Origin of the sequence: Micromonospora sp. NPDC049203 (genome assembly GCF_043197215.1) — a bacterium.
GTDB lineage: Bacteria > Actinomycetota > Actinomycetes > Mycobacteriales > Micromonosporaceae > Micromonospora.
The window spans coordinates 227,798-240,578 of sequence record NZ_JBICSV010000003.1 but is presented as its reverse complement, the minus strand read 5'-3'; the positions used below and the strand labels follow the sequence as shown (position 1 = coordinate 240,578).

Below are 12,781 nucleotides of genomic sequence, written 5' to 3'. Positions count from 1 at the left end.
CCGGACTCCTCCCGAGCCCGGGGTTGTTAATAAGGTGCCCTTCCTCTACCGGAGGCGTTAATAAGGGGCCCTTCCTTACACCTCGGCGCGAGGGGAGGGCCGCTGGGCGCGCGGTGAGGGGACGGGCGGTCGCGGGCACGGTAGCCGGGGCTAACCTTCCCCGCAGTAGGAGACGCAGGTCACGCGACGAAGGAGTCACCGCATGAGCGAGGCATTGGCCAACTTGCTGAACGAGACGCGCCAGTTCCCGCCGCCGGCTGAACTCGCCGCGAACGCCAACGTGACCGCCGAGGCGTACGAGGAGGCAGCCGGCGACCGGCTGGCCTTCTGGGAGCGCCAGGCCGGCCGGCTGGCCTGGGCCCAGCCGTGGGAGCAGGTGCTCGACTGGTCGAACGCCCCGTTCGCGAAGTGGTTCACCGGGGGCAGGCTCAACGTGGCGTACAACTGCCTGGACCGGCACGTCGAGGCGGGCCGCGGCGACAAGGTGGCGATCCACTGGGAGGGCGAGCCGGGCGACACCCGTACCGTCACCTACGCCGACCTGCACAAGCTCACCTGCCAGGCGGCGAACGCGCTGACCGAGCTGGGCGTGACCGCCGGTGACCGGGTGGCGATCTACCTGCCGATGATCCCGGAGGCGGCGGTGGCGATGCTCGCCTGCGCCCGGATCGGCGCCACGCACAGCGTGGTGTTCGGCGGCTTCTCCGCCGACGCGCTGACCAACCGGATCCAGGACGCCAGCGCCAAGGTGGTGATCACCGCGGACGGCGGCTTCCGCCGGGGCAAGCCGTCGGCGCTCAAGCCGACGGTGGACGAGGCGGTGGCGAACTGCCCGTCGGTGGAGCACGTGCTGGTGGTCCGGCGTACCGGTGAGGAGGTCGCCTGGTCGGCGAAGGACCACTGGTGGCACGAGACCGTGGAGACGGCGTCGCCGGAGCACGAGGCGCAGGCGTTCGACGCCGAGCACCCGCTGTTCATCCTCTACACCAGCGGCACGACCGCCCGGCCGAAGGGCATCCTGCACACCACCGGCGGCTACCTGACCCAGACGTCGTACACCACGCACGCGGTGTTCGACCTGAAGCCGGAGACGGACGTCTACTGGTGCACGGCCGACATCGGCTGGGTGACCGGGCACTCCTACATCGTGTACGGCCCGCTCTCCAACGGCGCCACCCAGGTCATGTACGAGGGCACGCCGGACACCCCGCACAAGGGCCGGTTCTGGGAGGTCGTCGACAAGTACAAGGTGACCATCCTGTACACCGCGCCGACGCTGATCCGCACCATGATGAAGTGGGGCGAGGACATCCCGGCCGGGTACGACCTGTCGTCGCTGCGCCTGCTCGGCAGCGTCGGCGAGCCGATCAACCCGGAGGCGTGGATCTGGTATCGGCAGCATGTCGGCCGCGCTGAGCTGCCGGTGGTGGACACCTGGTGGCAGACCGAGACCGGTGCCATCATGATCTCGCCGCTGCCGGGCGTGACCGAGGCGAAGCCCGGCTCGGCGATGAGCCCGCTGCCAGGCATCGTCGCCGACGTGGTCGACGACCAGGGCCAGTCGGTGCCGAACGGCGGCGGCGGATACCTGGTGCTGAAGGAGCCGTGGCCGTCGATGCTGCGGACGATCTGGGGCGACGACAACCGGTTCCTGGAGACGTACTGGTCCCGGTTCGGGGCGGGCGCGAACACCGGCGACGAGTGGGTCTACTTCGCCGGTGACGGCGCGAAGAAGGACGACGACGGACACATCTGGCTGCTCGGCCGGGTGGACGACGTGATGCTGGTGTCCGGCCACAACATCTCCACGACCGAGGTGGAGTCGGCGCTGGTCAGCCACCCGTCGGTGGCGGAGGCGGCGGTGGTCGGCGCGACGGACCCGACGACCGGCCAGGCGATCGTGGCGTTCGCCATCCCGCGTGGCAGCGCGGAGACCGCGGGTGACGCGGGCGAGCAGCTCATCGCCGACCTGCGCAACCACGTGGCGAAGACGCTCGGCCCGATCGCCAAGCCGCGGCAGATCATGCTGGTGCCGGAGCTGCCGAAGACCCGGTCCGGGAAGATCATGCGCCGGCTGCTGCGGGACGTGGCGGAGAACCGGTCGCTCGGCGACGTGACCACTCTCCAGGACTCCTCGGTGATGGAGTTGATCTCGTCGGGGATGAGCGGCAAGTCTGACGAGGACTGACCAGGAGGCTTCGGCAGCCCAGTGGTTGTGGTGGGTGGTGGTCCGGCGGACCGCCACCCACCGTCGTCTGCGCGTGGTGCCGTACGCCGGCAGGGACGGGGCAGCACGCGATCATCGGGCGTGGGACAATGACCTTCGTCGAGTTCCTTCGAACGGGGGTGGCGGAAATGGTCATGCTTACTTGACGCGGATGCATCCATAGGGACTTTCCGGCCTCTTCGGCCAGGATCATTTCTTCACCTCATGTGCGGGCTGTTCATTGTCCACACATTGGTCGCTCCTTGGTGCGCAATATTCACCCACCGCACCCGTGCGGATTCATTGTGCGCTCTTCCGCGTCGCCTCCCGAGGAATGCCGATGTTGAGAGTCACCATTCACGCAAGTGATCCCGCCGCTCGGCGCATGATCGCCGACCTCCTCACCTCGGCCGGCGTGACCGTCGTGCCGGCGATGTCCGGGGCGGAGGCGTCCGGGGCGGAGGCGTCCGGGGCGACCTGTGCGGCGGGCTCGGGCCGGCTCGAGCCCGCCGCGCCGCCGTGTCCCGCCGACTCACCCGAGCCACGTTGTGTGCTGGTGGTCGAGGCTCCGACGGCAGCGCGGCAGCCGCCCTGGCCGGTGTCGCCGCCGCGAACGGCGCCGGCCGGCGGGCAACGGCTGTCCCAGCGGGAGAGCGAGGTACTGGAGTGCATCGCCAGCGGCCTCACCCACGGGCAGACCGCGGTGCGGCTGCAGGTCAGCATCCACTCGGTGAACACCTACGTCAAGCGGCTGAAGGCGAAGCTCGGCCACGGCAACAAGGCATTTCTCACCCGGGCCGCGATCGACTCCGGGAAACCGGCGGACGGCCGACCGGAATGTCCGTGAGACGGGCCGCCAGCGGCGTCGGGCCCGCCGCACGAAAGCTCCTGTCCCTCGTTTACGGGACAGGCGGTCCCGAGCCGGCATCACTATTCTTCGATTACACGTCGCCGCGCCGGGACAACCCCCACCAGACGATCGGCGCAGCGATTATTCGACCGGAGTGGAGGACCATTTGAGAACAGCGACGACCCCTTATCGGCGCATTGCCGGGGTGCTTGCCGCGCTCATGATCGGCAGCGCCGCGGCTTTCGCCGCCCCCGCGTCGGCGATGGCGGAGATCATCGATCCGGATGAGCCCTACGACGGCATCGAGGGAAACTTCACCGGCGGTGACGTCACCGACCCCGGGCTCGAGCAGCCGACCGACGACCAGACGAACCTCAAGCTCCAGATCTCCCAGGAGTGGTACGCGGTCAACGTCCAGGGGGCGGATCCGACCCAGCTCACCAAGCTGCAGAACGACTACACCGCACAGTACGGCGACTCGGGTTACGTCGATCCCGGTGACGGCGCCGGCCTGCGTACCACGGCGGCCAGCAGCCGTATCCTGCCCTTCGTGCAGTACGCGCAGGCCAAGGGCTACTACTGCGGTCCCGCCTCGGGCTACATGATCATCCGCTACCTGCACGGCTCCGGGTACACCAGCCGCTACAACGGCAACAGCCTCTCCCAGGCCAACCTGGCCAACAGCGCGCACATGAACACCGAGGCCAGCCACAGCACCACGTGGACCAGCAAGCGGTTCGCCACGGGCATCAACCGTTGGCGCAACGTCCCCTGGTACGTGCAGGTGCCCAAGCCCAGCGGCTCGCTGCTGCCCAAGATCTTCACGCACAGCGTGGGCGGCAACGGCATGCCGATCGGCGCGGACACGGTCGAGTTCGCCGGTGGCTCGCACTACAACGGACACCCGACCAACAAGACGATCGGCCACTGGATCGTCGGCTACGGTTACGTCCAGTCCGGCCAGAACACCACCTGGGCCGATCCGGCCACCTCGGTGTGGTCGAGCACGAAGAAGTCGTTTACCTACACCACCTCCACCTTCGCCACTCGGTTCCTCCAGTCGAACGGAGTCGTTTACTAGCCATGCGCCGGACACTGACAGTTGCGTTGATCCTTCTGACTGTCGGTGGCTGTGACGACGGTAAGGGGGAGGACGCCGCCGGACGGGCAGCGTCCTCCCCCGTCTCCTCACCCAGCGCCGACACCGACAGCGGCTCGACCACAGGTGCCCCTTTCGAGATCGGCTCCCGGCACGCCACGAAGGACGCGGCGAGCGCGCGAGAGGGCCGCGAGCTGCGTGGAGGCTTCGTCGTGGGGGGTGCGCAGGCAGGCGGCCGCACGCTCAACCATCTTGGCCTCACCCCCGACGGTCAGCTCATCAGCGCCGCCAACCCCGTTCCCAAGACGGGTGACGGCGAGCTGGGCATCGGCCAGAGCCGGGTGGGTCTCTACTCCGGCGGGCGGGCGCGCACCCTGTCCCCGGCCCCGAGCGGCCCGCCCCGACAAGCCATCTACGCCGACGCGGACGACCGGACCGTGGCCTGGATGGAGACCTCCAGCACCGACATGTACCAGATGGACTGGCTGGTGTACGGCTTCGACCGGAGTTCCGGCCGCTCCGTGCTGCTGGGTGACTCGGCACCGATCGCCAAGGGCAAGAAGATGCCCATCCCACCGGGCAGCTCCATGCTCTCCGTGGGCACTGATCGGGTCTACTGGACCACGACCGTCCCCACGACGGGCGAGCGTGACTTCGGCGCGCAGATCCTCGCCAGCTCGCCGGCCGGCGGTGCGGCGCCATCGGTCGTCGCCCAGCGGGCGAAGCTTCCGGCCGCAGCCGGCAAGGACCTCTACTATGTCCGGTCCGAGGACGTGGCTCCCGGATTCCCGAAGAGCCGCTACGAGATCCACAAGGTGAGCGGCGGCCGTGACAGCGTGTACGCCTCCGGCCCGCTGACCGGAGAGCAGCAGGTCAGCGCGCTCACGGCGGAGCCCGGGCACGTCTCCTGGATCGTGACCGGCGCCACCGAGGAGACGCCCGGGACCTTGTTCGTCCTGCCGTCGGCCACCAAGCGGGCCATCGAGGTGACCCTCGGCGACAATGGCCCCGCCATGACGCTCGGCTCGTCGCCGAAGCTCGTCTGCTGGAGCAACGGCAGTGGCAGCGGCGACGCCGGCCAGTACGTGCTCGACGTGGCGACCGACCGGATGTGGCGGCTCGGCGAGGCGCCGGGCCTGAGTCTGGCCTTCGCCGGTGGCGACTTCGTCGCCTGGTCGAAGTTGGGGTCGGAACCGCAGAAGCCAGAGCAGAACTCGCTGAGGGTGGCGCGGTTCGTGGGCGGGAAAGCCTGACCACGACGCGGACGGCACGGCCGTCGATCGGCGGACCCGCCGCTGACCCGAACGGGCAGAGCCGTCGGCTCACCCCTGTCGATGGCGCGTTTGGTCGGCTACGTTCAGCCGAACCGGCGGAATTCGACAGATGTCACTGAGTCGCCGACCTTCACCATTCCCTACGAACGGAGTGGCATGCTCCCCATGTCGCAGCACAGGGCACGGCGACGCCTACTCGTCGCGCTGCCCGCCATCGCGCTCGCGGCCACGTCGCTGACCGTGACGGGCAGCGCGGCGGCTCAGCCTGCCCGGTCCGCACCGGTCACGATCGGGGCGGACGAGCACTACATCAACTACGCCGAGCCCGAGGTCCAGCCGGACACCGGCGGCAAGGAGGTGAAGGGCCGCGACGGCGTCTTCTCCTCACCGGCGGACGAGGCCCGCGCCTACGACCGCAAGTACGCCGGGGGTAACCCGATCGCGGCGCGCGAGCTGGCCAAGCTGGAGGCCAAGTCCATCCGGACCGGCAAGAGCCCTCGCAAGATCAAGCAGGCCAAGAGCACGCAGACCGCCAAGCTGCTGACGCTGCTCGTCGAGTTCAACGACAAGGCCAACGACGACTTCACAGGCGTGATGGTCCCGAAGACGGTGTTCGAGGACCGCACCTGCGTTCCCGGCACCGTGCAGAACGGGCCGCGCCACAACACGATCCCGAACCCGGCCACCCTGCCGCACAAGGACAACAACTCGATGTGGGTGCCGGACTTCTCGCCGGCCCACTACGACAAGATGCTGTACAGCAAGAAGGGCATCACCGAGCGGGTCCGCAAGGACCTGAAGGGGCCGGACGGCAAGCCGGGCATCAGCCTCGCCGGACGGACCATGCACAACATGTACCTGGAGATGTCCAAGGGCGCGTACACCGTGGACGGGCAGGCCAGCCCGTGGATCACGGTGCCGCACTCGGAGGGCTGGTACGCCGCCTCGCGCTGCTTCCAGGACGAGAACGGCAACTGGGTCGCCGGGCGTGAGCAGTCGATGAACGGCCACCCGGACAACCCGCAGGGTGCCGGCCGGCTCGCCACCGACGCGATCGACGCGCTGGCCGCGGCCGACCCGAACTTCCCCTGGGCCGACTACGACATCGAGGACCAGAGCGACCGCGACGGCGACGGCAACTACCACGAGCCGGACGGTGTGATCGACCACCTGGTGCTGGTGCACGCCAACCAGGGCAAGTCCCGCGGTGGCGGCGACGTCGGCATCTACTCGGTGTGGGCGCACTCCTCGACGGTGACCGGTGGCTACACGATCCCGGGCACCAACCTGAAGGTGTCGAACTACATCGTGCAGCCGGAGGACGCCGGCGTCGGCGTCTTCGCCCACGAGTTCGGGCACGACCTGGGCCTGCCGGACCTCTACGACACCTCCGGCAACGCCGACTCCGACGTGGACTTCTGGGACCTGATGGCGTCCGGCTCGCACTCCGGCGAGATCTTCCAGGCGCTGCCCACCCACATGGGCCTCTGGGACAAGTGGGTGCTGGGCTGGGCCGAGCCGAAGACGTTCGGTCCGGGTGACCGGTCCAAGCTGGTCAAGCTCGGGCAGACGTCGCGTACGCCGGTCGGCACCGAGGACGGCATCAAGATCGACCTGCCGGACAAGGTGATCTCGCTGGCGACGCCGCACAGCGGCTCGAACATGTGGTACTCCGGTGCCGACCAGAACTGGGCCGACGTCAAGCTCAGCCGTACGGTGTCCGTGCCGAACGCCGCCGACGCGAAGTTCTGGATGTGGAACAACTTCGTCATCGAGACGGACTGGGACTTCGGCTTCGTCGAGGTCTCCACCGACGGCGGCGCCACCTGGAACGAGCAGAAGGTGTACGCCGAGGGCGGCGCGCTGGTCTCCACGAACGACGGCTACGCCGACCCGAACGGCCGCATGGTCGACTTCGGCAACAAGAAGTACGGCCTGACCGGCAGCACGGGCGGCTGGCGGCACGACTACGTCGACCTGTCGTCGTACGCCGGGCAGACCGTGCAGGTGCGGCTGCGGTACGCCACCGACGAGGCGTTCGTGGAGCGCGGCTGGTTCGCCGACGACTTCTCGGTGACCGGCGGCGGTGCCACCACCTGGAGCGACGACGTGGAGAGCGGCGCGGCGGGCTGGACCCAGACCGGCGGCACCTTCACCGACACCAGCGGCGCGGGTTGGTACATCGACTCGGGCACCCAGGTGAAGTCGCACTACTACCTGGCCGAGTGGCGTAACTTCGACGGCTTCGACAACGGTCTGAAGTACACCTACGACACCGTCTACTCGCACGAGGCGTGGAAGGTCGACCGGATCGCGTACAACGCGCCGGGCATGCTGGTCTGGTACCGGGACACCCAGCTCGGCGACGTCAACCACGTCACCGCGCAGATGACCGCGCTGCCCAGCTACGGCGCCAAGGGCGGGCTGCTGATCGTCGACTCGCACAACGACCCGCTGCGCCGCAAGGGCGTCGCGGCCGAGAAGGACCCGTCGGTGCTGAAGAACCTGCCCAGCCGGCCGCAGTCCTCCAACGCCGCGTTCGGCCTGAAGCCGACGTACCCGTTCAAGGAGTGCCTGGAGGCGGCGGACGAGCCGTACAGCGAGTACTGCACGAAGTTCGGCCCGCAGGCTCCGGTGCGCGGCTTCACCGACGCCAAGGGCTGGTACCCGGGCATCGAGATCCGCGACGGTGCCGCGTACGCGCGGGACAACGACGCCTCGGTGGTCGTCCCGTCGCGGGGCAACCAGCAGTACACGACCCGGGTGGTGAACCCGGACGGCACTCCGGCGACGGACTACTACGGTTCGACGCTGGGTGGCGGGGCGATCGTGCTCGGCACCGGCAACCCGGGTGACGCGGGCGTCCAGTACGGCGTCTCGATCATCATCAAGCGGGCCGCCAAGGACAACTCGTACGCTCAGGTGTACGTCGTCCCGCCGCGGAGCTGAACCGTACGTTCAAACCGGAACCGGAATGACCGAAAATGAGCTGAACAAGCTCGATGGGGGAAGGGTGGGGGGGGGGGGCGGGGCGGGCGGCGCCGGGGGGGGGGGGGGGGCGGGGGGGGGCGCGCCCCCCCCCCCCCGGGGGGGGGGGGGGCCCCCCCCCCCCCCCCCCCCCCCCCCCCCCCCTTCCGCGTTACCGCTTAATCCATGACTGTCACTGCAATCCATGATCGAGACATCGCTGCTGGTCAACGGCTCGGTGACAGGCCGGTGTGTGACGGCGAAAAGCATCCCCAACAAAAAGTTGCTACAAATCGACGCACACATCTTCCCACCAGTCGCAGCAGTGTCTATGTTCACCCTTGGTCCCACTAGTGGGACGCTCCACCGGCCCGTACCCCCAGTTGGGCCGGTTCCCTCACACCGGAGGTACCACGTGCGCAAAGTCGCAGTGGGTCTGCTCGGGCTTTCGCTGACCGCGACGGGCTTGGTGGCAGGCACGGCCGCCAGCGCCGCGCCGACGCCGAAGCTGCCGGCCGCCGCTCCGTCGGTGGCCGAGCCTGCGCAGGCTGAGCACGACCTGCCCAACCCGCTCGAGGAGAAGCGGCGCGCGCTGCGCCAGGAGGGCCTGAGCGAGGTCCTGTCCGGCAGGGCGAAGGCCGAGAAGATCAACGGCAGCACGGTCGTCAAGGTCGGCGAGCGCGCTGCCGCGGGTCCCTCGGCGGGCAGGTCCGCCAAGAGCACCAAGGCCGGCAAGGGCCCGGTCAAGGACCAGTACGTCGAACTCTCCCGCAAGCAGACCGACAAGATCTTCGTCATCCTCGCGGAGTTCGGCGACGAGCGGCACCCGAGCTACCCGGACCAGGACACGAACCCGAACATCCCGGGTCCGGCCCGGTTCGACGGACCGCGCGTCAACCAGATCCCGCAGCCCAACCGGGCGGTGGACAACTCCACCGTGTGGCAGGCCGACTACAGCGCCGACCACTACCGGCAGCTGTACTTCGGCACCAACCCGGGTGACGAGTCGCTGAAGCAGTACTACGAGGCCCAGTCCTCGGGTCGGTACAGCGTCGACGGCGAGGTCACCAACTGGGTGAAGGTGCGGTACAACGAGGCTCGCTACGGCCGCTCCGGCGGCTACCCGTGCGCCTCGAACGTCTGCACCAACACCTGGGCGCTGGTCCGCGACGCCGCCAACCAGTGGGTCGCCGACCAGAAGGCGCAGGGCCGCTCCGACGCGGAGATCGCCGCGGACGTCAAGGCGATGGACCAGTGGGACCGGTACGACTTCGACGGCGACGGCAACTTCAACGAGCCGGACGGCTACATCGACCACTTCCAGATCGTCCACGCCGGCGGCGACGAGGCCGACGGTGACCCGTACCAGGGTGAGGACGCCATCTGGAGCCACCGGTGGTACGCCTTCGCCAGCGACCAGGGCAACACCGGCCCGGAGAACTTCCCGGCCGGCGGCACCCAGATCGGCAACACCGGCGTCTGGATCGGTGACTACACGATCCAGCCGGAGAACGGTGGCCGGAGCGTCTTCTACCACGAGTACGGCCACGACCTCGGTCTGCCGGACGACTACAACGTGGTCAGTGGTGGGGACAACAACAACGAGCACTGGACCCTGATGGCCCAGAGCCGGCTCGGTGCCAAGAACGACGGTGGCATCGGCGAGCGCGGCGGCGACCTCGGCGCGTGGAACAAGCTCCAGCTCGGCTGGCTCGACTACGAGGTCGTGGTGGCCGGACAGAAGCGCACCCTCCAGCTCGGCCCGCAGGAGTACAACTCCAACAAGGCCCAGGCTGCCGTGGTGGTGCTGCCGCAGCGGGAGTACACGTTCCAGAACGGCAAGCCGTTCGAGGGTACGAAGCAGTTCTTCTCGGGCAACGACGACGACCTGAACAACGCGATGACGCGCACTGTCGACCTCACCGGGAAGACCAGCGCCGCGCTGTCGATGAAGGGTCGTTACAGCATCGAGGCGGACTACGACTACCTGTTCTTCGAGGCGTCCACCGACGGTGGCCAGACCTGGGCCTCGCTGCCCGGTACGGCCAACGGCGCCCCGCTGAAGGAGATCTCCCCCGGGCGCTACGCCCTGGACGGCTCCAGCAACGACCAGTGGGTCGACATCAACATCCCGATGGACGCGGTCGCCGGCAAGGTCGTGCAGTTCCGGCTCCGCTACCAGACGGACGGCGGTGTCTCCGAGGGCGGCTTCTACGGTGACGCGATCACCGTGACCGCCGACGGTCAGACGCTCCTCACCGACGGCGCCGAGGCCGGCGCGAACGGCTGGACCCTCAGCGGCTTCAGCATCGTCGAGGAGACCTACACCCGTAAGTTCGACAACTTCTACATCGCCGGCAACCGGTCGTACGTCTCGTACGACAAGTACCTCAAGACCGGCCCGTACTTCTTCGGCTACGCGAACACCCGCCCGGACTACGTGGACCACTACGCGTACCAGGAGGGTCTGCTGATCTCCTACTGGAACCTCCGGTTCGCGGACAACGACACGTTCGCGCACCCGGGTGAGGGTCGGAACATGATCATCGACGCGCACCCGCGGCCGATCTACAACCTGACCGGGCAGCCCTGGCGAGCCCGCGTCCAGGTCTACGACGCGCCGTTCAGCCTGAAGAAGGCCGACTCGTTCACGCTGCACCTCAACAGCCAGCCGCAGTACATCCGCGGCCAGGCGGCGCAGCCGCTGTTCGACGACACCAAGCAGTACTGGTACCCGGAGCTGCCGAACCACGGCGTCAAGCTCCCGGCCACCGGCACCAAGATCAAGGTCCTGGAGCAGAACGGCACCTCGATGAAGGTCCGCTTCTCCTGATCCACTGATCGACGCACGACGCGATGCCCGGGCGGGTGAACCGCCCGGGCATCGCCCTTTGCGGGGAACCCGGCGCACCCCGCCGGCGTCCCATCCGGGTGACGCCCCGTGCCACGCTGCCGGCCGCCCTCGCGCTGGTGCCGCTCGCCGGCACGGGGGTGCGGCGGAGACGGAGGATCCGTGCCTGACGACCCCCAGCCGGCCCCGAGCGGCGCCGGCGCGCCCGCTGATCGCCCCACCCCGCTGTCCGCCACCGACCTGCCGACGCTGCGCCGGCCCGCCGGCCCGCCGAAGAAGCCGACCGACAACCGGCCCACCGGCGTCGTCGTCGGCTGGATCACCCGGGGCGGGTCCGGGCCGTGCTACGGGCTGATGGACGAGAACGGCACGGAGTACGCGGTGTACGGCCCGAACGCCGGCGAGCTGCGCAAGGGCGACCTGGTCACGCTACGGCTCACCGCGCGGGACCGCGCCGTCGACTGCGGGCCCGGCATCCCGATGCGGATCGTCAATGAATGACGTCCGGTAGCTACGCGACTCCGGGTGCCCGCCCGGAGAAATCCCTGATCCTGGTCACCTGCGGGGCCGGTGGGCCACCGGCGGCCCTAGGCTGTGCCCCATGACCGACCAGCGCGGCGGACCCGTCGACGAGTCCTGCGTACTGCCCGAGGGGCCGTGGACGCACCGGTTCGTCGGCGCCAACGGCAGCCGGTTCCACGTCGTCGAGGCGGGCACCGGTCCGATGGTGCTCTTCCTGCACGGCTTCCCCGAATACTGGTATGCCTGGCACGAGATGCTGCCGGCGGTCGCCGACGCGGGCTTCCGGGCGGTCGCTGTCGACCTGCGCGGTTACGGCGCGAGCGACAAACCACCCCGGGGGTACGACGGCTACACGCTCGCCGCCGACGTCGCCGGCCTGATCCGGGCGCTCGGGGAGCGGTCGGCCACGGTGGTCGGCACCGGTGCGGGCGGGCTGATCGGCTGGACCGCCGCCTCCTTCCACCCGACCCTGGTCCGGCGGCTCGTGGTGCTCGGCGCACCGCACCCGCTGCGGCTGCGGGCGGCCATCTTCGCCGACCCGCGCGGCCAGTTCACCTCGGCCACCGCGACGCTGAAGTTCCAGCTCCCCCGCTACGAGCACGTACTGACCCGGGACGGCGCCGCCGAGGTGGAGGAGACGCTGCGCCGGTGGGGCGGGCCGCGCTGGGTGTCCGGTCCCGACTTCGCCGACTACGCCCACTGCTGCCGGGTGGCGATGCAGATCCCGCAGGCCGCGTTCTGCGCGATGGAGGGCTACCGCTGGGCGTTCCGCTCGGTGCTGCGGCTGCACGGCTACCGCTTCGTGAAGCTGATGCAGAGGCCGCTGGTCACGCCGACCCTGCAACTGCACGGCGCACTCGACCAGGCCTCACTGCCCCGCACCGCCCAGGGCTCCGGTCGCTACGTCACCGCCCCGTACGAGTGGCGGCTGCTCGACGACGTGGGGCACTTCCCGCACGTGGAGGCGCGGGACCTGGTGCTCGGCGAGGTCCTGCGCTGGGCGAAGTCCTGA

General features: G+C 69.2%; 8 protein-coding genes. All 8 read left to right on the top strand.

Going from position 1 to position 12,781, the window contains the following annotated elements; all coding sequences use genetic code 11:
* The first annotated feature begins 202 nt into the window (after positions 1-202).
* The 8 genes from acs to ACGFIA_RS10075 all read left to right on the top strand — a co-directional run bounded on the left by acs (position 203) and on the right by ACGFIA_RS10075 (position 12,781).
* Positions 203-2,188, top strand: a complete 1,986-nt coding sequence (gene acs, locus ACGFIA_RS10110) for an acetate--CoA ligase (protein ID WP_393259504.1) — start codon at positions 203-205, stop codon at positions 2,186-2,188.
* A gap of 403 nt (positions 2,189-2,591) precedes the next feature.
* Entirely contained in the window at positions 2,592-3,053 is a 462-nt protein-coding gene (locus tag ACGFIA_RS10105) for a LuxR C-terminal-related transcriptional regulator (protein WP_393259502.1), read from the top strand.
* Positions 3,054-3,222: 169 nt separating this feature from the next.
* Complete coding sequence (locus ACGFIA_RS10100) at positions 3,223-4,137, top strand: hypothetical protein (protein WP_393259500.1); 915 nt, start codon at positions 3,223-3,225, stop codon at positions 4,135-4,137.
* Positions 4,138-4,367: 230 nt separating this feature from the next.
* Entirely contained in the window at positions 4,368-5,408 is a 1,041-nt protein-coding gene (locus ACGFIA_RS10095) for a hypothetical protein (RefSeq protein WP_393259498.1), read from the top strand.
* Positions 5,409-5,594: 186 nt separating this feature from the next.
* Positions 5,595-8,378 carry an immune inhibitor A domain-containing protein gene (locus ACGFIA_RS10090; protein WP_357477907.1) on the top strand — a complete coding sequence of 928 codons (2,784 nt, stop codon included), beginning with the start codon at positions 5,595-5,597 and terminating at the stop codon, positions 8,376-8,378.
* 448 nt (positions 8,379-8,826) lie between these two features.
* A complete protein-coding gene (locus tag ACGFIA_RS10085; RefSeq protein ID WP_357478256.1) occupies positions 8,827-11,229 on the top strand; it encodes an immune inhibitor A domain-containing protein in 2,403 nt (800 codons plus the stop codon).
* 180 nt (positions 11,230-11,409) lie between these two features.
* On the top strand, positions 11,410-11,748 hold the full coding sequence (locus ACGFIA_RS10080; protein WP_357477910.1) for a hypothetical protein: 339 nt from the start codon (positions 11,410-11,412) through the stop codon (positions 11,746-11,748).
* Positions 11,749-11,848: 100 nt separating this feature from the next.
* A complete protein-coding gene (locus ACGFIA_RS10075) occupies positions 11,849-12,781 on the top strand; it encodes an alpha/beta hydrolase (RefSeq protein WP_357391037.1) in 933 nt (310 codons plus the stop codon).